Source organism: Adhaeribacter pallidiroseus (assembly GCF_003340495.1).
In the GTDB taxonomy this organism is placed as follows: Bacteria; Bacteroidota; Bacteroidia; order Cytophagales; family Hymenobacteraceae; genus Adhaeribacter; species Adhaeribacter pallidiroseus.
Genome location: NZ_QASA01000001.1, coordinates 2,108,369 through 2,129,507, shown reverse-complemented (window position 1 = coordinate 2,129,507; position 21,139 = coordinate 2,108,369). Strand labels below are relative to the sequence as shown.

Below are 21,139 nucleotides of genomic sequence, written 5' to 3'. Positions count from 1 at the left end.
TATTACAACTACGGTAGGGTAGGGGAGTAGCAAAACAAACAACTGTTTTAACTTTCATTAAAACTATAATTGAGATGTAAGCAACCTTACTTTTGATTATTTTTTTCATAATTCTTCTATTTAATTGATTACCAATTTCCTTCCTAAACCATAGCCTCTTTTGGTTACTAGCTCCACCTATTTAGCTCCATCTGTTGTTCTAAATATTATAAACTTTACTCTAATCTCTACTTAAGGATCATACTAATTCTAAAGAGAAGAAATGTACCTTCGTACCTTCAACTTAATTAATTTAAAATCTTATCTTATTTCGTTAAATATCTTTAATTTATTATTTTTTAAGATAAACCTTATAAATATTTCATCTCAATTATGAATTAAGTGTTTAAAAGATAAGACGAAATATTATTTAATTATAGTTTATCTTAAAGTTTAACAGGTGTTAATAACATAAAGTTATCCATAATTGTTTACAAATGTGTATAACCGATAGTTATCCATAACTCACAAAATTTTTACAAATTTCTTATATTTTAAATTTTAATCTTATATTTAGCTAAATATCTCGCTAGGCATTTAGACTTACAAAAATGAGTACTTCTGACAAATTAGTAATGCAGTGCGGGCAATGTGATTTGCCTATTATGGCGGAAGCTTTTTATTGCTCTGATTGCGGCAATCAATTTAGATGCAAAAATTGTGGAGAAATTTTACAGCCGGGTGCTAATAACTGCATGGCCTGTGGTACTCCGGTTACAGCCAAACAAGCACCTAACCTGGTTAATACTTTTAAACTGCGCGAAAATAAAGAAGAAAGAATTTACGAAATTCAATTTACCAATGAAGTTGGTAAAGAGATAAAAGAAGTAATTGCAGATTTACTTAAAAACAAAAACACTTTAATAAATAACATGGCGGATACCTCCTACACTACTTCCAAGCTAACTAGTATTTCAGAAAAGGAGAATCTGGCACAAATAGCTGAATTGACTAGTAACTCTGGACAAGCTGAATTACCAAATCAACAAAGTAGTACGCAAGTTGCATCTATCAATGATTATCCGCACATAAATGATTTAGAGATAAAGTTAAACTGTAAAGAAAACGAGTGGCTGTTGCTGTTTGCTTTTTACTTTTCTAATTATGGAGTTAATACATTTACCAAAGATGTAGTCTGGCAGGTATATAAAGATAAACGGAAAACGGAAACGCGGTTCAAAAATTTAGGCACTAATTGGAAAACACTTTTTAAAAAATACATTGCTACGGTAAAAGATAACGAGTTTCGTTTTACTTCAGCTGGTTTACAAAAAGTAAAAAGCTTGCTGCACCTGAATGAAGCGAACGAAAAAAGTAAGTCTTCATTTACACGCAAAACAGGTAGTAGCGCCCAGTCACGGCCAAACACCCTACGCAGTATACCTGTTTCCCGGAAAGTAGTGGCTAACAGCATTGTTCCTAATGAATTTGATGTTTACCAAAATAGCTACAAAGAATCTCTAGAATCTTTTTTTCGGCAAAAAAATCCAGGTAATGGCAATCCTAACCGGATTGTAACCATAGCTTACTACATAACCAAAATTAATCACCAGGAATATTTTACCGAAGGAAACATTGATTATGCTTACCGGATTTTAAATTTAGGCGGAAAACCAGCGCATTTAAAGCAAATTATCATTAACTTAAAAAACGAGCGGATCTGGTTTCAAAAAATTTTAGATCAAAGTATAGCCGGCTGGAAGCTAACCCGGCAAGCGGAGATTTACGTGGAAGAGAAACTACCCATACGCAATTAAGAGCATGCATGCTGAAATTTTTAACTTCTTAAAAGTCAAGAGGCAAATAATTTAAATGGACGATTATACTTGCATAAGCCTCCCGTATAGAGCATGATTTTTAAAAATTATTCAGAAAAGGTTTAAACAGATAATTCAACACTTCTTAAAATTTAAACATGCTCTAACCATTATCGCAATCATAAACTGTTTTACTCGGTAGCAATTCACTAAGTTGTTCAAATATTATGTTAAGTAAAACTTGAAATATTTAAACTTACTTCCTATTTTGATTTTCTATTATCTTTATTGTAACTAATAATTGCCCCACGTGCCTTTGAGTATGCTCGGCGGCGTGAAAAAGCAATCCCAGCATCGTGGAAGGAATTTTAGCCCGGCCAACGAGTCTGGTCGCCGTTAATTGATTTTTATCAGTTGCTCTTAATTGAATTAATGCCAATTCTACTTGATTGTTAAACTTTTCCTGAAGATAAGCCAATGTTAATCTAGCCTGGTTTGGTTTGCTTTCTTCCGCTAAGAATTCTAATTGACTTGCTTGTAAGGCCTCGCCGCGAGCGTACGTAAATAATCGATCTAACACCCCGGTAAGGTGCTGTAAATGAAATCCTACTGTGGCAACTGGTCCGGGAGTTTTCCAAAGCAATTCTTCCGGGAAACTTCTGGTAAGTTCATTAACTTCTTCGCGCGCTTGTAATAAAGCGTGTGCTAGCGGTTGTAATTCAGCCGTCATATCCGGTAAAGGTCCACGAAGCCATACTTCCAATTGAGAACTTTCTGCCATATTAAACTAAATTTACTTGGAGTAAATACAGTAATTTGGGAAATGCTGAAGGATGAAACAACAATTATAAATTTAAGTTGTTTTATGCAAAATGCTGCTCTACAATCTGCTCTAATGCTGCTTTAGTTAAAGGTTTATTGAGGAAACCCGCTACATTTGCCCCTTTAACTTTTTCAATATCAAGCGGATTGAGGGAGGTAGTTAGCATGATGATGACGACTGACTGCTTTTGAGTGAAGTTTAGCTGCTCATAAGCTTTCAAAAATTCAAATCCATCCATGAGAGGCATATTGATATCCAACAAAATAAGGGCGGGACAATTTTTCTCCGGGCAGTTGCGATCAATAACCTCTAAAGCTTCCAATCCATTATTAGCCACGAGCAGTTTTTCCGTAATATTCATTCGATTAAAAAGTCTTTCATTTAGGTAGTTGGTGGTTTCATCGTCGTCTACCAGTAAGGTACAAGAGATCTTAAGCATATATTACTATATTAATCAAAAGTGTAGACTGCGAACTCACGTAAAATAATACTACGTAATCTATTCTGGATGGATAAAGTAACTTCCATTCATTTAGAATAATTTATTAAGTAAGTATAAGAATACATAAGCATTAATATAGGACAAACTAATCAATCAATACAAACGTATGTCTAACTTTATATATTTAAATAGTACAAGCCCAAAAGAAAGTACATAAAAATTTATATTCTTTCTTAAACCTTTAATATGCTTTAAAAATAAATTTTTTAATAAAATGGTCAGTATATTCCAGTCCAAAATAAGTAGCTTTTAGAACAATCATTAAATGAATTTACAAGAAAGCCTGGAAACTGTAAGATTTATCGCAAAATCTACCGTCACAGAGGAAGCATTAGTAGTGGATGAACAAGGCATTTGGCCGGAACAAAGTATTCGGGCCTTGCAAAAAGCGGGATTAGGCGGCCTGGTAGTAGCTACAGAAATGGGCGGTCTTGGTCAGGGCTTAACTGGCCTAGCCCAAGCTTGTGAAATTTTAGGAGAAGTATCCGGTTCTACGGCGCTTTGCTTTGGTATGCATTGCGTAGGATCAGCGGTAATTGGTGCCAAAGCTACGGCGCAGCAGCAGCAAGACTTATTAAAACCCATCGCCGCTGGCGAACATCTTACCACGTTGGCCCTAAGTGAGCCGGGTACCGGCGCTCATTTCTATTATCCACAAACCCAATTACTAGCCTTGTCCGAAGCGGAATATCTGGTAAATGGCAACAAAAGCTTTGTTACCAATGGCGGCAAAGCCGATTCTTATGTGCTTTCCACGCTCGGGGTAGATCCGGAAGCTTCGCAAGAGGCATTTTCTTGCATGGTTTTGCGAGGTGATACGCTAGAACTCGCGTGGGGTCCCGAGTGGAAGGGACTGGGTATGCGCGGCAACTCTTCTAAAACGCTATTTCTGAAAGACGTAAAAGTTCCGGCGCAAAACCTTTTGGGAGAAGTCGGCGACCAACTCTGGTATATCTTTCAGGTGGTAGCTCCTTATTTTCTCACCGCTATGTCGGGTACGTATTTAGGCATCGCGCAAGCGGCTTTTAATGAAGCCCGAAAGCACTTAATGGAAAGAAGTTACCGGCACAACGGAACCACTTTGAGTCAGAATACTTTGCTGCAACATCGATTAGGCCTCTTATGGTCAAAAATAGAAAGAACCCGGCAATTACTTTATCACGCTACTCGAGAAGGAGAAAAAAATACGGCGGCCGCCGTATTGCCAATACTGGCCTCTAAGGCCGAAGTAGGGCATTGTTGCGTGGAAGTCGTAAACGAGGCGATGACTCTGATGGGAGGCATTGCGTATAGTCAGCATTCGCGGCTAGATGTATTGCTGCGTGATGCTCGCGCCGCGCACGTTATGTCTCCCACTACCGATATCTTGTATACTTGGTTAGGAAGAGCTCTATTGGAGCAGCCCATCCTCGATAACTAATTTCTATGACTTCAATACTTTCCCTTGGTCTGCGCGAGACCTCCTTGGACTTGTTGCAAAACGGTATGCTGGCTTTAGATGTTGTCTTTGAAAGAATCACCGAAAATAATTTCCCGCATAGCTGCAAAACACTGCTCCATTACCAGGCACTATTAATTGGAGAAGAAGTTGCAAACCCGATTCGTTTTGCCCAAGAAGCCTATACACATGATAAATATATTTCCATTTTGCTGATAGACGATAGTAACACCCATACTAAAATCAAACAGGCATTACAATATTCTCCTTTTATCGGCCCTACGGTACAATGCATTTCCAATGAGATTGGGCAGCGGATGGCTCCTATTGTAGAAGATGCCATTCTGCGTACCTCGCAACGGCGCAGCTTTGCCAAAATAAAACGTACTTCTTTCTCTGAGCAAGGATTTGCGCCCAATATTTTGGAAAAGGTCCGGACGGATTTCACCACGAAGGCATTAGAAGAAGCACCTATTGGCGTTATTCTTATTTCTGATACCGGTACCATTTATAGTATTAATCGCTACGCGTTAACCTTATTTGAACAATCAGAAAAAAATGTGCTCGGAAATGCGGTTTTAGCATTATTTCCGGAAGAAACCCAGGGAAAGATAAATTCTTTTTTGTTGGATAGTTATCTGCGGGAATCTAAAAAGGTGGTTGAGGTAAAATGGTCTGAAAGCTCCCAATACTGGGAGCTTTCCCTTACGCCAATAAATATGAACGCTGCCAGTAATTACAAGCTGCTTCTCCTGAATAATATTACCGCCCCCGTAATAGCGCAAAAACGAACCCAAGCGCATCTGGAAGAACTTGAAGAGCTAAATGCGCACCTGGCCCGCGTTAATGCCGACCTGGATACCTTTGTCTATACCGCTTCTCATGATTTAAAATCACCTATCTTAAACATCGAAGGATTAGTGACCTCATTAGAAGAAGAACTGGGCGCTGAATCTACGGTTGCCATGGATTTAGCTCATATTAAAAAATCCATTCAGCGCTTTAAGCAAACCGTAGAAGATTTAACTGCCGTTTCCCGAATCCAGAAAAGCTCGGAACGAGAAGCCACTCTGATTGATATGAATGATTTGCTAGAAGAAATAAAACAACTTCTAGAGCGGGAAATAATTGCTACGGGAGCTAATATCGAATTAAATGCGGCATCAGGAACTAAATTCCGCTATCCCAAAAGAGATATTATAAGCATTTTTTACAACTTAGTAAGCAACGCTATTAAATACCATTCCCCCTTCAGGCAACCGCATATCCAAATTACCATTAGGCTAGAGAATGGTGAGTTTCACCTGGTCGTGCAAGATAACGGCTTGGGTATACCGGTTGCAAACCGGGAACGTATTTTTCAACTTTTTAAACGCATGCATACCCATGTAGTGGGTAGTGGTGTTGGGCTATATATTGTCAAGAAAATTACTGAAAATAATGGCGGTCAAATTCAAGTAGAAAGTGAAGAAGGCATGGGTTCAGTATTCACCATCCGGTTGCCGGAATTTGGAACCAAAAAAATAGCTTAATTTTTGATTTTAGCTTTAAGATAGAGTTATGAAATCTATATGCGAATAAAATTACCAGTCCGCTATTTTTTCTAATTTCAATATTGTTTGGTGGTCAGCTTACCAGATCGACTTTCTTAAACAATCCTTCTTTCTCGGTAGGCGAAAATGCTTCTTGAGAGTTGCCTTTAAAATTCCTTTTATGCATGGCTTCACATAATTGGTGTAAAGCTATTTCAGGAACTTACCAATTGTCCTATAATATATATTATGTTAAATAGAAAATCTCGACGATTTAAAATCTTAAGGAGCTTCATTTTTGAGTTCATATATTGAATTATGGAGTGGTCTCCTATTGTAAATTATCCTGTTTTAACGAAAAAATAATTTCAATTTTCTTCCTCCGCCATAAACGTTTTTACAACGAGGATTTTATTTCCGCCATCTTTCGGCACAACTTCAAAACTCACCTTCACGCCTTGAATATGGAGCGGTTTATTTGATTTTAAAATTTGTCCTGAAAATAGCGGAGCTCTTTTGTTGTTTTCTATTAATGATTCTGTTTCTGTAGCTATTAGTTCTTGCTGCAGGTTTTCGATCTTGGCAATTTCTAATACTGCTGGGTTGAACAAATACTCCACCGAATTTATAGCAAGCGTGTATTGGTAAGGATGGCTTTTTTCAGAACTAGTTGTTTTTACGTATGTAGGCTTCTTATTCAAATAAAATATACCTAAAGCTTTATTATAAAACGGTCCTAGACCTTGAATGCTAGATAGGTTAGCCCCACTAATCACAAATGACTCATTCAATACACCAACTCCATTTGGAGCTAATTGTAAGTTTAATTTTGTATTCCATAATACGTGCATGGATTGTGTCCCGGCTTTTATGGCACTTAGTACATTAGAATCGTATATATTATTAAAAAACTCCAGATTACTACTGGGCAAGGTAGTAGCTATCTGATTTAAATCCTGGTAACCATAAATTAAATAGTAGGCATCTGCCGCTATTGTGTTGCTAATTATATCATGCGTACCAAAAACCCGGATTTTTGTCTTTAATTCAGGTAATTGCTGTCCGTTTACTAGAAGAGAGTTTTGCTTTGTCATAGCAAAATCAAGCCCTATCTGATCATTAGAATTTTTGCTATAGATATTTTTATCATACGCTAGCTCATATTCTACCGCATACCACGAGGAATCTCTAAATAATTGAGGTTCATAACCCATGGAATGCGGAACATTTTTATTGACATCCACTAGGTATTGGCTGGTAAAATTTAGTAAAGGAGATTCTTCCACGGAGCTCACCTGGCTTTGTAGAATATTATAATCCTGAAACTTTTGCGTACCTGAACCAATAAAAAAATAATAGCGTAGTACTCCTCGATATTTATTATAAAGGCTAAAGGTTAATGATCCTTCCCGGAATTTTGTAGAAAAACTGCTCAGATACAATTCCCAACCATCCGATTTTTTGTAATCGTTTCGTATATCCTCGCTAAACTGCATTTTTGCCCTACTATTCCATGGCATCGGAACAGAAGAGTTGTTCGGGGGTAATGGTAAGTAGGCCAGGTTTTCCCAGTCAAATACTTCTTGGCCTTCGGCATAATCAACAAAATTATTTGGTTTTCCTATATTGCTAGCAACAATAGTCGGGCTTACCCCAGTTAGCTTTTCGGAAATAACATGGATTTGTGGTTCAAGAGTATCTTGCTCTTCATTGGTACAACTCATGGCCGCCAGTGCCAAATAAAATATAGCGAAAACGAACTGGTTTTTTAATTTCATCGATGTAATCTTCAAGATAATTTTAGCTTTAGTATTTCAAAAAGGCTATTGTGTCAGGCAGGATTTTTCAAAAATAAGGTTTATAATCAAAATTATGAGTCTCCAGATTTTTGTACAATATATTAAATATTTTGTTACCACTATTTATATTTAAGTACAAGTATGGCTTCTTGACGCTTTAAATTGATACTATAGCCAAAAGGTAAAATTTTTTAGTTTTTAAAGGTTAGACTTCCTAATCATTAGAAAGTAAATAATACATCCTTTATTATAATATTTTTTATATAAATTTAGAAACCAATAAAAATGTAATTATATTTATGTTCATTTAGACTAATTTAAAAAAATCTGCATTTAGATCTTCACTTACCTATCTTTCCCAACTTTAACTTTTATGAAAAAAGAATTTACCATGTATTCCAGAACCCGAAGTCTGCCAAACAAACGGGTATCTGCGGTCCTGCTTCTTGCTTTTATTTTTAGCATTAAAATCAATCTACCTGTATTTGCCTCCAATCCCGGTAAAATTACTAAGGTTATCAAATCAACTAACCACCAGACCGCTGCTTTCGCCGGCGAAAAAGTAACGAGTTTTACTTTGATCAATGCCGATACCGATCAGCCTATTCAAACTTTAACGAACGGCACTACCCTGTATTTATCTAAGCTCCCTACCAAAAATTTAAATGTTCGGGCTGATACTTATCCATCTAAAGTTGGTAGCGTTTATTTTACTTTAACCGGGGCGCAAATTCATAACCAAATGCAAACGGATCCTCCCCTAGCTTTATTCGGTGATTCAAACGGTGACTATAACCCCTGGATTCCTACTAATGGCAGTTATACTTTAAAATGTACACCTTATTCCGGTGCAGCTGGTTCCGGTACAGCTGGTACTTCTTTAACCATTAACTTTACGGTAAATACGGGTACCACCAGTGTGCGCCCGTATGTTACAGCAGTACGACCCACTAATGGCTCTACCAATGTTGATTTAGATCAATCTATATCGGTGGATTTAAAATATCCGGGAGGTAATTACATTAACACCAATACGGTCAATACCAATACCGTTAGATTATACAAAGTGTATTCAACTAGTAAGTCATTGGTTGGTGGTACCGCGGTTAATTCTACCGCTGCAGGCGATGCGGTAACTCTATCGGCTACGCTCAGCCCTAATACCAACTACGAATTCCAAATAACCGATGGTGTAAAGGATGATAACGGGAACGCTTTAATTCCTTTTACCTCTAAGTTCAAAACCACTACATCGTCCCCGGATTGCGGCTACTTATGCAATGTTGCTTTTACGGAAAAAACTTTAATAACGAATTCTTTTGGAACTGCCGGGTTTACTACTTTAGTTATCGGACCAGACCACCGCTTATATGCCGCTACTTCTGCTGGTAAAATTGAGCGTTGGGATATCCGGTCAGATGGTACCATTACGAACCACGTAACCATTTCGCCTTTTGGTTCTGCTAAGCGTTTATTAATTGGTTTCCGATTTGCTCCTAATGCTACTTCCAGCAACTTAGTTGCTTACATCAGCCACTCTGCTCCTGTATTTACCAATGCCCCGGAGTGGTCTGGTAAGATTTCCCGGATTATCTTAACTACTCCATCTAGTCCCAAGGTAACTGACTTCGTGATTAACTTGCCCCGCTCCTACAAAGATCACTCGACTAACAGCCTGGACTTTGGTAAAGATGGCGCTTTGTATTTTCCGCAGGGTAGTAACTCGGCAATGGGTGCTTTAGATGGTGCTTGGGGAAACCGGCCTGAAAAATTATTGAATGGAGCGATACTACGCCTTGATTTAGCAAAAGCGCAACAGCAAGGTTTGCCGGTTAACGTAAAAACCCAAGAAGGATACCGGTATGACCCTTATTCTTCTAGTGCACCTGTAACGATATTTGCAACGGGGGTGCGCAACGCCTACGATTTAGTGTGGCATTCTAACGGGGAGTTGTACGTACCCACCAATGGCTCCGCGGCGGGGGGTAATACCCCCGCTTTGGTAAAAGGTACAAAATGGTCGAATGGTACGATTTACTCCGGAGCAACCGTTCCTGCCATGTCAGATGTGCGCCAAACCATGGGTGATTTTCTCTTCCGGGTGGTAAAAGGGGGTTACTACGGTCATCCCAATCCTTTAAGAAATGAATATATCTTAAACGGAGGCAATCCAACCAGTGGCAACGATCCGGCCGAAGTATCTGGCTACAAAGTAGGTACCCCAAAAGAGCCCAATTACCGGGGCTACGCCTACAGCTTTGGTTTAAATAAATCGCCAAACGGGATTATTGAATACAAGAGCAATGCTTTTAACGGCAAATTAAAAGGTAAAATGCTGGTTTGCCGTTTTAGTGGCGGCGATGATATTATGGTGTTGGACCCCGATGCCACAAATAAAAGCAAAATAACCGCTACCGAAGGCATTAAGGTACCTGGTTTCCGTCGGCCGTTTGCTAATCCTTTAGATATAATTGAAGATGTAAAAACCGGTAACTTGTATATCTCCGAGTACTACGATGGCAATGGCGATGGTCAGCCCCGGATTACTTTACTAAAAGCAAATACGCCGGCTGCCAGCGCTACCGCGACCGAAGCGTATGCATCTACCCTCGAGGTATTTACCGCTACGCCCGAACAAGCTAATATGGCGGTAAGTGTATACCCTAATCCAAATCCAGGAGATAACCTGCACGTGGAAGTTAAAAACTTTGCGGCTCAGGAACCCGTTATATTTAACCTGTATAATGCAATAGGCCAGGTAGTTCATACTTCTTCTATTGTAACGGATGCGCAAGGTACCGGCACCAGCGACATTACAGTGAAGCAGCAGCTACAACACGGTGTTTACATACTTAAGGCAGCCGGCAACTCTGGAAGTACGCAAACACGAGTAGTAGTGGAATAAACCTAAGCTTATTTTTAAATTTTTTACAAGAGCGGTTACTAGGTAGCCGCTCTTTTTTTATTTATAGAAATAAGCAGTAATTTAAGTAATACCCGACAATACATTTCACCGACTTTTCACCTCTATTTACCGATAATTCGTTCCTAGTTGCCTTATAGCAGTTGCTAAGCTAGCTTAAAGCGCACTATCTTCCCTAAAAACTTTACATATGAACATGCAACATACAAGTTCTCCATCTGGTAAAATTGTAGCCGGATTAATAATTGTAGCCGTTGGGGTAATTTTTTTACTGCGCCAAATGGGTTACTATTTTCCCCAGTGGCTTTTTTCCTGGCCCATGATTTTAATTGTAATTGGCTTAATAAACGGAGCTAAACACGGCTTCCGCCACTTTGCCTGGTTTATCTTAATTGGTTTAGGAGTAGCCTTTTTGCTCGACCAAATGTATCCGATTTACCATATTACCCGGTATGCTTGGCCCTTATTTATTATTGGCGCGGGTTTATTTATGATTTTAAACCGCAACCGTTCGTGGCCGGACCGTGCCGAACGTCGGCAACATTGGCAAAATCGCCGGGAACGCTTTATAAACAATGCAACCGCAACAACGGGTGCTTCTTCCCTCAACACCACGGAACCAATCCCTTATACCCAGCAGCAAGAATATCCCATGTATGCCACCCAAAACGCTGATGCGGGAAACTCTTCTAATCAAAACAGTGAGTTTGTAGAAATTACCGCGGTACTAGGTGGTATTAAACGTAACATTTTGTCTAAAAATGTAACGGGCGCTGATATTACCGCTTTTATGGGCGGAGCCGAATTAAATTTTGCTCAAGCTGATATAAACGGCCGGGTAATCATTGATATGACTTTAATTATGGGCGGTTGCAAGCTTATTGTACCTTCTAATTGGCAAGTAATTTCTGAGATAACGGCTGTTATGGGTGGTATCGACGATAAACGGAATATTATACCTAATACCAATGGCGCCAACCCCAAAGTATTAATTTTAAAAGGCGTAGCCTTAATGGGAGGCATTGAAATAACCAGTTATATTTAGGATAGATATATTTTAGATATTCATAGCTGACCATTCATAAATTTTAAAAAACCGTTTAATACCTTTCCAGCTAAACAGCATTATGGAGTTTTCCTCCCCATTTACGCAACCCCGCTTATTACTGGCCTTAAGTTTTTGCTGGTTGGTGCTGGCTTTGCTGCAAGCTTATGCCCTCAATAGCTTTGGTTGGGAAGGCAATGTAGTTTTATCGGATAGTAGTATCAGTACGGTTCTGTTGATTCTGATGGGTTTTATACTGGTAAATATCCTGCGCTTCTATCGCCCCCGGCCCGATCAGTACTGGTTTTTGCTTTCGTACTGTACTGTATTTGCCTTGATGTGGCTTTTTACCTCTTTTGAATTTTTACTCTTGTGCAACGAAGACGAAATCAACTACGAAGTTTTTCTGATTCGTTCGTTACCTATCCGGTTTATTTTTGGCTTTTTTACCATGGGTTGGGTTACTATGCTTACCATTATTTGGCATAACCAGCAAGACCAAAAAGCGCACCAACGCCGGCGGGCTCATGCCGAAAAACTGGCCCGCGAAGCCGAACTGCTTAATTTACGGGAACAGCTAAACCCACATTTCTTATTTAACAGCCTAAATTCTATTAGTGCTCTAGTAGGCACGCGGCCGGCGGAAGCCCGGCACATGATCCATCAGTTATCTGATTTTTTGCGGGGAACTTTAAAAAAAGAAGAAGACCAGTGGGTGAGTTTAGCCGAGGAATTAAATCATTTGCAACTATACCTGGACATTGAAAAAGTTCGGTTTGGCCACCGCCTGCAAACCGAAATTACCGCTGAACCAGGTTGCGCCGAAATGCACCTCCCTCCCATGCTGCTGCAACCTTTAGTAGAAAATGCCATTAAATTTGGTTTATACGATACCACTGGTACGGTAGTCATCAGCTTACAGGCACAATGCCTGGAAAACTATTTGCGACTGACCGTACAAAATCCTTTTGATCCGCAAACCGCCCGCCCCCGGCAAGGCACGGGTTTTGGATTAAGCAGCGTACAGCGCCGCTTGTACTTACTCTTTGCCCGAAACGATTTATTCACCACGCAAACGGATGGATCGGTTTTTACTACCATTTTAATTATTCCGCAACTATGATAAAAGCATTAATTATTGACGATGAACCGCTGGCCCGTTCCCTGGTACTCGAATATTTGCAGGCATTTCCGCAAATCCACGTTTTGCAGGAATGTAACGATGGCTTTGAAGGGGTAAAAGCCGTGCAACAGCACCAACCGGATTTAATTTTTTTAGATATTCAGATGCCGAAAATAAACGGCTTTGAGATGCTGGAATTAATTGAAGAGCCCCCTACTGTTATATTTACTACGGCCTTCGATCAATATGCCTTAAAAGCTTTTGAGGCGCATGCCGTTGATTATTTGCTGAAACCTTTTAGCCAGGAGCGGTTTGAAAAAGCTATTAATAAGTTGCTGGAACAAAAAGTAGCCCCCCCGGATACCAAAGTAAAAACAGCTGCCTTATTAGACACCGCTGCCCAATCTACCGAACGCCACGACCGCGTAGTGGTTAAGTTGGGCCATAAAATAAATATAATTCCGGTAGATGATATTCAATATTTGGCTGCGGATGATGATTATGTAAACCTGCATACAGCATACGGCACCTTCCTGAAAAACCGGACTATGAGTTATTTTGAAAAATCGTTGGATGCTCAACAGTTTGTGCGGGTGCACCGGTCTTACATGGTGCAAATTGCTCAAATAACGCGTTTGGACCCTTATCAGAAAGATACGTATATGGCTAAGCTCCGGTCTGGTGCCGAAATTCCGGTAAGCCGAGCCGGATACACCAAATTAAAAGCCGTATTACAGTTGTAACAAAGACAAAAATTTAAAAACTATAATCTCTTATTACAAGAATTACCTAAAAATAAAAAGCCGCTGGTCTTAGGAGAACCAGCGGCTTTTTTATATGAATTTCGTAAAGTTAATCTACATCGTAATTATACAAACTTGGTTTTACCGAACCTAACATTTGGTTGCGGCTGTCCAGAATAGCCTGATACGTGTTAAAACTAACTTGAGCATAAGGATCCGGTTCAAAAGATACGCGGCTAACAATTTTTTCATCCGCTACTTTTCCGGACTGGTTAGAACCAGCGGTTGCGGCAGAATCTTTTCCTGTACTAATCCACCCGGTGGATGCGCTTTTTGTTTGATTAACTTCTTTCATTTTCCTGTTCCTGTTAAAAGTCCTACCTTAATTTATGTACTCCAAGTTTTGAAGTATAATACTGCATAAATGAGAAATTTGTTACGTGGGCTATCATTAACAAACCCGCATTTACAAAATATGTATGAATACTATGAAAATGAGGCATTTATGCAACCCTACCACAAAAATACCGAGAGCTTAGTTCCAGAATTATCGGTAGTACATAAACGCTTACTACGCATCATAAATACTTAAATGTAAATATTTAAATAGCTGATGAATTTACAACTGGAGCAATAAATTTTAATTAGTTGTAAATATTTTAGAGAGAAAATTTTAAAAATTTAGATTTTAAGTAATCTAATGCGGATAGTTTTAAAATAAATTGTACTTAATTTATTATATAGAATTAAAAAAGACAAGTAAAAAAAGTAATCAGAAAGTATTATTTATAGAAAAAATTTTTTAAAAATATTTTAAAAAATATGCTATTTCTTTGCTTTATCTTCTAAATAGGTGAGAATTTTTTTCACTTCGGTGTCTGTTTCTGTTAGTTTTGCCTGACAAAATTCAATTAGATCTGAAGCTCGCTTTACTTTTAAGGCTAGTTCATCTACCGGAATAGTTTCGTCTTCTAAAGCTTCCACAATATTTTCCAGTTCCACTAACGCTTGCTGGTAGGTCAAATCCTCATTCACTTTCATCATTTTCTTTATTCATAACTAGATCGTGTTTCCTTAATGGTACTGATAATTTCCGAATCCTGGAAGATGGTAGTAATCTCGTCACCAGGTCTTACTTCAGTGGCATTTTTAATAATGGTATCGCCCCGAAAAATAATGGCGTAACCCCGTTTCAGCACATTCTCCGGACTTAAAAGTTTAATGGTATTACGGAGACTGGCTAATTTATGCTGTTCTGTTTTAACAAAAGATTCAATACTGCAACTTAAGCGATAATGTACTTTCTCTAGCTTAAATCGTTGATTATAAACCAGCCGATTTATTAATTGAATAACAATCCCGGATAAGGGCCGCAAACGTTGTTGCTGTTGATGTAAACATTGGTGGGCATACCGGATAACCTGGGCGTGTAAGGTTTGTAAAATTAATTTTTGTGCTCCTAAAATTTCGTTTGTTTTAGAAAGAACTCTTTTTTGCAAATGCAATAAATTTTCTTCGAAAGTACGGTTATGCGCCACAATGGTGGCAGCCGCTTTGGTAGGAGTTTTAGTGGGTAAACGAGCCATTAAATCGCAGATCGACTCGTTGCGTTCGTGGCCAATACCCGTAATAATGGGTATGGGAAAGCGGGCTACCGCCCGGGCAACCGTGTACGTATCAAAGGCACTAAAATCTAACTGACTTCCCCCACCCCGCACAATTACCACCGCGTCATAGGCAATATTAGACTGAAAAATTTGAATTAATTGCTGGCAAATCTGATTGGCTGCTTCGTTCCCCTGTACCTGCGCAAAATATTCATCTACCTGAAAAGTATACTGGTATTTATTTAAATAAAGCTCGTGTACAAAATCATTGTACCCATCGGCTTGGGCCGAAGATATTAAAGCCAAACGTTGAATAACGGGCCGAAAAGTTAACTGCCGGTTGCGGGTAAGAAATTCACCATTAATTAACTGTACCGCATCCGGATTTTGATCAATGAGCTTTTGCAACACCGCTTGCCGGGTTAAGGCTAGTTTGCCAATGGTGTAATTGCAATCAATTTCTTCAATTAATACCGTGAGACCGTAATATATGTGATATTGAATCCGGACCTTAAATAAAACCTCAATATTATCTTTAAAAACCTGACCGGTAGTTTCCTCAAAGTTACGGATGGTGTGGTAACATTTACCCCATATTTTAGCTTGTATGGAGGCCAACACTTCGTTAGAATGCTCGGATTTTTCGACTAGCGTTAGATAACATTGCCGTTTATCCAGATAATTTTTTATGCCGGAAGTTTCGGCAATTACGGCATAAGTCTGCTCCCGGAATACACCATCAATGGCATACTGAATTAATTGGTTAAGCTGAGATAACTTTAAGGGAGCCGATGTTTGCATACTACTAACAAATCTAACGATTTCCGGTCATAATCCTGTTCCAGAAATGGCAAAATAATTAAACCCGCAACTTGCTGGTGGAAAAGGCAAGCAGATCAAATTTAAAAAATTAGGTTAAACTTTTGAGGCTCGGCAAATACCACTTCCCTGACTTGAAATAAAAAAGGATAGCTTTGGTTGCTATCCTTCATATGGTTCCGGCTTTAGTGCGACTCTTGCGCTTTTTCCGCGTAATCGGCCCGGTGATTTCGTTTGTGGGCCGCATCTTTAGCCGGGTCATTGTCCCGGTCGCTTTGCATTTCGCAGGCTTGTAGGGAAAGAAACGTAAGCGCCAGCATACCGGCATAGATTAATTTTCTCATGTTTAATTAAAGGGTTTTATAGCGTATTTTACTGGTTTTTCTGGTTTTTAGGTTTATTCGTTTGCGGCATTTGCCGGCTCGGCGAATTATTTTCGGCCCCCCGGGTTTCGGAGGTGCCCGCATTATTCTCCGTAATAGACGTGGCCCGGGCCGCATCCGGATCCTCCGCACTATTTTGACCCGGCTTTTTAGCCATATTGGCACTATCCATTCCCACTATACCACTGTCCGGTTCTATTTTAACAGGCGATTGCGTGCCGGTATTTCTATTGTCGGTTGGGTTATCGGCTTGGTTGTTTTCGTATTGTCCGGCGCCGTACCCTTCCGGGGGAGTCTTGTGATCTTTCGACTGACAAGCAACCCCGGCCGTGGCTAACGCCAGCAAAAATACATACATTTTCTTTTTCATAGCTTTTATGGTAAAAATATTTACTTATTCATTCTTATAACTTGTTGTTCTATTTACTTAACCGCTGGGTAAAAGTTACCTTTAACTAAATTAACCCGCAATACACTGAGTTTTCTTATCCCATTCACCTAAAATAGAAACAGCCAGTAAAAGCACTTACCAGCTGTTTTTCAAAATGATTTTTTAAATTTTCGTTGGACGGAGCATTTGTTTTTACCCTAATTTATTTCCTGATTAATTAAAGTACTCTTTCTCCAATTCTTTATCGTGGCCGTAAATATCATCCCGGAAGTGGATTCCCCCTTGATCATCGACCCACGAAGTAAAGTATACAATGTAAACCGGTACTTTTTCTTTTAAGTTTTCGTACTGTTCTTCGCCGGCGTGCATGGCCTCCAGAATGGTCTGTTCCGTCCATTGTGGTTTATCAGCTAATAGAAACTCGGCTAATTGCACCGGCTTCTCTACCCGGATACAACCGTGGCTGAAACCCCGTTGTGTTTGATTAAATAACTGTTCCGCAGCGGTATGGTGCAGGTACACTTCGTGTTCATTCGGGAAAATGAATTTTATATCACCCAGCGGGTTTTTCGGGCCGGGCCTTTGCCGAATAGCATACTTAAACGTTTCTTTGGTGATTGCACTCCAATCTATAGAATAAGGATCTACCGGAGTCGTGGCTTTACCACTCCCCTGCACTACTTCCATATCCATTCTTTCGAGCCAACCGGGATCTGCCAGTAAATGAGGCATCATTTCGTTTTCAATGATGGAGTAAGGAACGTACCAATAAGGTGAAAATACGATGTACTCGAGCTTATCACTGAAAATAGGCGTAGAGTTCATGACTTTACCCACTATCACCCGCATGTTAAACACGGTCTTGCCCTTATCTTTAGCATAAAGCTCATACGCCGGAATATTCACAAAAATGTGTTTGCGTTCCATTTCTTTGGGTTTGGGTATCCAGCGCCAGCGTTCCATGTTTATAATAATCTGATCAATCCGGTCATCGAGCGATACGTTCATCAAACGCAAAGTTTCTTTTCCTAAACTGCCATCGGGTTTTAAGCCGTGCCTTTCCTGAAAATCTTTTACGGCTTTTACCAGTTCAGCATCGTAAACCAAAGAATCCGGCCGGTTTACTATTGCTTGGTTGGGGGGCAGCAAACGCTGGCGCAGCAAAGGTACTGCCGCCGAAGTCTGGCCCACTTTAAGGCTATTCGTAACATTTACTATTTTGGGCCAACCGCCATTCTTCCGAATTTCGCGATATTGTGCCAAAGCCGTGCGCAATCGGTCGTATTCCTCGTGTAAAGGTTCGAACTGGTAATACGGATAGCGGCTGTTTCTTTCGCGTAAAATGGTTTGCAGGGCTTTGTGCAATTTAATTTTATTACGTTTTACGCTCCATTCAATGTTATCCAGTTCCCGGGGGTTAACCGTGCCCCGGTAAAAATCAGATGCATAATTAAAATACGCCGCGGATAAGGCCACGTCTATTTTTTGTTGTAACCTTTGTTTTAATGAATCATCTTGCGTGCCCTGGTATTGTTTAAACAAAGCGTTAAAATCTTTGACCTTGTAATCGGCAGGGTTTAATCCTTCAAGAGAGGCTTTGCTTACTACTTGCAAAAATGTGTTGGCTTGCGGTACGAGTTTATCTTTTTTAAACCAGCCCAGGCGATAGTTCCGGGTGCGGTAAAACAGCATCGTAGTAGCCCGGTATTTTTTTAATTTTGGTTCTTGCTTCAAATAATTTTCTATAAAAACACTATCAGTTTTGGCAACCTGTTCGTTGCCCGCTTCTTTGGTGCTGGTTTTAGATTTATTACAAGCAGTTAATTGTAGCAGAAAAATTATAAAAATAAATAATTGATTGTATTGGTAATAGTGGCGTTGGTAAATCATAGATTCAGGTCAAATTCAGGTATCAATTTTCTTTACTCACAAACCAGATTATTGCTTACAAGGAGCGGAATGGCAATAGTTTTTTATCAGAAATATTTCCGTTTAAAAAAATTCCGTTTAGAAAATAATAATTGGATAGTTGTTTTTACTGGAAAAATCTAAAAATGTTCGCCTTCTTTAGCAGCTCGGTTTCATAGAACCTAAGATGCTGTGCTACTTACCCAAGCCTGTATTTTGAGTAAAAATGATGTAAGTAGTTGTTTGTTATTAGTTGTTGGTTGTTCGATTAATAAGACACTATTGGTGAGAACTTTACTTTATAATTATGCCTTTAATTAATTTTATCCGAGTATTTATAAAGATTAGTATACAGGTGAAATAATTAGCATGGCTCCTGAATAGAAGAAATAATTTTAATCTCATAAAATATTTAAATTTTTAAAATTTGCTTTGCTAAACTAAATGTTAAACGGTTTTATGCTTTCACACCAAACTTTGCCTGTACAAGATCCGCATAGCTTTGCTCAACCACAAGCAGCCATGGTCACGCATTTACAACTGCACTTGCAAGTTGATTTTGCGGCACAAACTTTAACCGGGGAAGCCTGCTATACCATTCATAAAGCACCAAAGGCCACCCGGATTATTCTGGATGTGCAAGATCTAATTATACAGCAAGTATTAGCCGATGGTTACCCTACTCCTTTTACACTAGGCGCTGTACGGCCTTATATTGGGCAGCCCTTAGAAATTGAACTCCAGGATAACACGGCAGAAATTACTATTATTTACCAAACGCCCCCGGGGGCGGCGGCTCTCCAGTGGCTAGCACCGGAACAAACCGCCGGGGGCAAGTTTCCATTTTTATTTACGCAATCGCAAGCTATTTTGGCCCGCACCTGGTTGCCCTGCCAGGATTCGCCGGCCATCCGATTTACCTACACGGCCCAAGTACAAGTACCGGTTGGATTTTTGGCTTTGATGAGCGCCCACAACCCGCAGGAGTCAAACGAAACGGGCCGGTATTCTTTTACCATGCCCTATCCTATTCCTTCTTACTTAATGGCATTGGCCGTCGGGCACTTGGAATTTAAAAAAATAGGCACCAGAACGGGGGTTTACGCCGAACCAGCTATGTTGTCAGCAGCGGCTGATGAGTTTAGCGAAATGGAAAATATGCTGCTCGTGGCCGAACAATTATACGGCGCTTACCCCTGGGGTCGCTACGACTTACTGGTTTTACCGCCCAGTTTTCCGTTTGGAGGCATGGAAAACCCTTGTCTCACTTTTGCTACTCCTACCATTATTACCGGCGACCGCTCTCTAACCAGTTTAGTTGCCCACGAGTTAGCGCATTCCTGGTCGGGCAATTTAGTAACCAACGCCACCTGGAATGATTTCTGGCTAAACGAAGGATTTACGGTGTACTTTGAACGCCGGATTATGGAAAATGTATATGGGGCGGATTATGCGGATATGTTGAAGGTGCTGGGATTTCAGGATTTACTGATAACTTTAAACGAATTAGGACCAACTAACCCTGATACTTGTTTGAAACTACACTTGGCCAACCGGGATCCGGATGACGGACTTACCGAAATTGCTTACGAAAAAGGTAATTTATTTTTACTCACGCTGGAAAATGTGGTTGGCCGCCCCCGCTTTGATGCTTTTATAACGGAATACTTTAAAAATTTTAAATTTCAGTCGAACACCACCGAGTATTTTCTGGAATTTCTACTTTCCTATTTTTCCCAGGAGAAAGACTTGCTTGAGCTACGAGTAAAACCAGAAAATTGGATTTATCAGCCCGGACTGCCCGATACAGCAATTCAGGTAAAATCTGCCCGTTTAACTCTGGTGGAGGAAGTTGTGCATAATTGGTTTGTAAATCCAGCTGCGGCTGGAGAAAATACCCACCACTGGACCACGCACGAATGGCTTTACTGCTTTCATTTAATTAAAACAAATATAAACCCAAGTATCCTGAAAGTATTAGATGCTACTTTCCACTTTACGGAATCTAAGAACGCCGAAATTGCCGCTACTTGGTTTGAAATGGGAATAAAAGCAGATTACCAGCCGATATCTGCTGCTCTGGAGGAATTTTTAATGAAAGTAGGCCGACGCAAATTTGTGTTGCCCTTGTACCGGTTATTGGCTCAGAATAGCTCCGGAAAAGAAAAAGCGCAGCAAATTTTTAAAAAAGCCCGGGCTAATTACCATGCTGTTACCCGGCAATCCGTGGAAAAGCTTCTCGGGCTTTAAAAATGCTCTTAAAAGGAAAATCCTGCGGGCCGCCTTAAAAAGCAACCAACAGGATTT

General features: G+C 39.8%; 17 protein-coding genes. 8 read left to right on the top strand and 9 right to left on the bottom strand.

From position 1 onward, the window contains the following. Positions 1 to 590 precede the first annotated feature (590 nt). Entirely contained in the window at positions 591 to 1,796 is a 1,206-nt protein-coding gene (locus tag AHMF7616_RS08380; RefSeq protein ID WP_115372477.1) for a zinc ribbon domain-containing protein, read from the top strand. Between the two features lie 256 nt (positions 1,797 to 2,052). Here the strand turns inward: AHMF7616_RS08380 and AHMF7616_RS08375 are convergent, their stop codons facing one another. Both AHMF7616_RS08375 and AHMF7616_RS08370 read right to left on the bottom strand, forming a co-directional pair. After that, the gene (locus tag AHMF7616_RS08375) at positions 2,053 to 2,577 is read right to left on the bottom strand and encodes a DinB family protein (protein WP_115372476.1); all 525 of its coding nucleotides are present in this window, start codon (positions 2,575 to 2,577) and stop codon (positions 2,053 to 2,055) included. Positions 2,578 to 2,659: 82 nt separating this feature from the next. After that, entirely contained in the window at positions 2,660 to 3,058 is a 399-nt protein-coding gene (locus AHMF7616_RS08370) for a response regulator (protein WP_115372475.1), read from the bottom strand. A 328-nt stretch (positions 3,059 to 3,386) separates the two neighbouring features. Here AHMF7616_RS08370 and AHMF7616_RS08365 point away from each other — a divergent pair, with 328 nt between their 5' ends. Together AHMF7616_RS08365 and AHMF7616_RS08360 are read left to right on the top strand one after the other, a co-directional pair. Beyond that, positions 3,387 to 4,541 (top strand): acyl-CoA dehydrogenase family protein, encoded by a 1,155-nt coding sequence (locus tag AHMF7616_RS08365; protein ID WP_115372474.1) that lies wholly within the window; start codon positions 3,387 to 3,389, stop codon positions 4,539 to 4,541. A gap of 5 nt (positions 4,542 to 4,546) precedes the next feature. Then, entirely contained in the window at positions 4,547 to 6,091 is a 1,545-nt protein-coding gene (locus AHMF7616_RS08360; protein ID WP_115372473.1) for a sensor histidine kinase, read from the top strand. 368 nt (positions 6,092 to 6,459) lie between these two features. On the opposite strand, the gene AHMF7616_RS08355 is transcribed toward AHMF7616_RS08360, so the two are convergent. Then, positions 6,460 to 7,869, bottom strand: a complete 1,410-nt coding sequence (locus AHMF7616_RS08355; RefSeq protein WP_233507410.1) for a hypothetical protein — start codon at positions 7,867 to 7,869, stop codon at positions 6,460 to 6,462. Positions 7,870 to 8,263: 394 nt separating this feature from the next. Between AHMF7616_RS08355 and AHMF7616_RS08350 the strand changes: the two genes are divergently transcribed. From AHMF7616_RS08350 to AHMF7616_RS08335, 4 genes are all read left to right on the top strand, one after another. Further along, positions 8,264 to 10,795 (top strand): Ig-like domain-containing protein, encoded by a 2,532-nt coding sequence (locus AHMF7616_RS08350; RefSeq protein WP_115372471.1) that lies wholly within the window; start codon positions 8,264 to 8,266, stop codon positions 10,793 to 10,795. A 214-nt stretch (positions 10,796 to 11,009) separates the two neighbouring features. Continuing rightward, complete coding sequence (locus tag AHMF7616_RS08345) at positions 11,010 to 11,858, top strand: LiaF transmembrane domain-containing protein (RefSeq protein ID WP_147275632.1); 849 nt, start codon at positions 11,010 to 11,012, stop codon at positions 11,856 to 11,858. A gap of 82 nt (positions 11,859 to 11,940) precedes the next feature. After that, a complete protein-coding gene (locus AHMF7616_RS08340) occupies positions 11,941 to 12,981 on the top strand; it encodes a sensor histidine kinase (RefSeq protein WP_115372469.1) in 1,041 nt (346 codons plus the stop codon). Beyond that, positions 12,978 to 13,724 (top strand): LytR/AlgR family response regulator transcription factor, encoded by a 747-nt coding sequence (locus tag AHMF7616_RS08335; protein WP_115372468.1) that lies wholly within the window; start codon positions 12,978 to 12,980, stop codon positions 13,722 to 13,724. The genes AHMF7616_RS08340 and AHMF7616_RS08335 overlap by 4 nt, the downstream gene beginning before the upstream one ends. A 109-nt stretch (positions 13,725 to 13,833) precedes the next feature. Here AHMF7616_RS08335 and AHMF7616_RS08330 read toward each other — a convergent pair whose 3' ends face one another. The 6 genes from AHMF7616_RS08330 to AHMF7616_RS08310 all read right to left on the bottom strand — a co-directional run bounded on the left by AHMF7616_RS08330 (position 13,834) and on the right by AHMF7616_RS08310 (position 18,814). Continuing rightward, complete coding sequence (locus AHMF7616_RS08330; RefSeq protein ID WP_115372467.1) at positions 13,834 to 14,079, bottom strand: hypothetical protein; 246 nt, start codon at positions 14,077 to 14,079, stop codon at positions 13,834 to 13,836. A 470-nt stretch (positions 14,080 to 14,549) separates the two neighbouring features. Continuing rightward, a complete protein-coding gene (xseB, locus tag AHMF7616_RS08325; protein WP_199474156.1) occupies positions 14,550 to 14,768 on the bottom strand; it encodes an exodeoxyribonuclease VII small subunit in 219 nt (72 codons plus the stop codon). Between the two features lie 5 nt (positions 14,769 to 14,773). Beyond that, positions 14,774 to 16,132 (bottom strand): exodeoxyribonuclease VII large subunit, encoded by a 1,359-nt coding sequence (gene xseA, locus AHMF7616_RS08320; RefSeq protein WP_115372465.1) that lies wholly within the window; start codon positions 16,130 to 16,132, stop codon positions 14,774 to 14,776. Between the two features lie 203 nt (positions 16,133 to 16,335). Then, the gene (locus tag AHMF7616_RS26345) at positions 16,336 to 16,494 is read right to left on the bottom strand and encodes a hypothetical protein (RefSeq protein WP_158546121.1); all 159 of its coding nucleotides are present in this window, start codon (positions 16,492 to 16,494) and stop codon (positions 16,336 to 16,338) included. Between the two features lie 28 nt (positions 16,495 to 16,522). Beyond that, on the bottom strand, positions 16,523 to 16,903 hold the full coding sequence (locus AHMF7616_RS08315) for a hypothetical protein (RefSeq protein WP_115372464.1): 381 nt from the start codon (positions 16,901 to 16,903) through the stop codon (positions 16,523 to 16,525). A 234-nt stretch (positions 16,904 to 17,137) separates the two neighbouring features. Then, entirely contained in the window at positions 17,138 to 18,814 is a 1,677-nt protein-coding gene (locus AHMF7616_RS08310; protein WP_115372463.1) for a L,D-transpeptidase family protein, read from the bottom strand. 477 nt (positions 18,815 to 19,291) lie between these two features. Here AHMF7616_RS08310 and AHMF7616_RS08305 point away from each other — a divergent pair, with 477 nt between their 5' ends. Further along, the gene (locus tag AHMF7616_RS08305) at positions 19,292 to 21,082 is read left to right on the top strand and encodes a M1 family metallopeptidase (protein WP_115375510.1); all 1,791 of its coding nucleotides are present in this window, start codon (positions 19,292 to 19,294) and stop codon (positions 21,080 to 21,082) included. Positions 21,083 to 21,139: the final 57 nt, after the last annotated feature.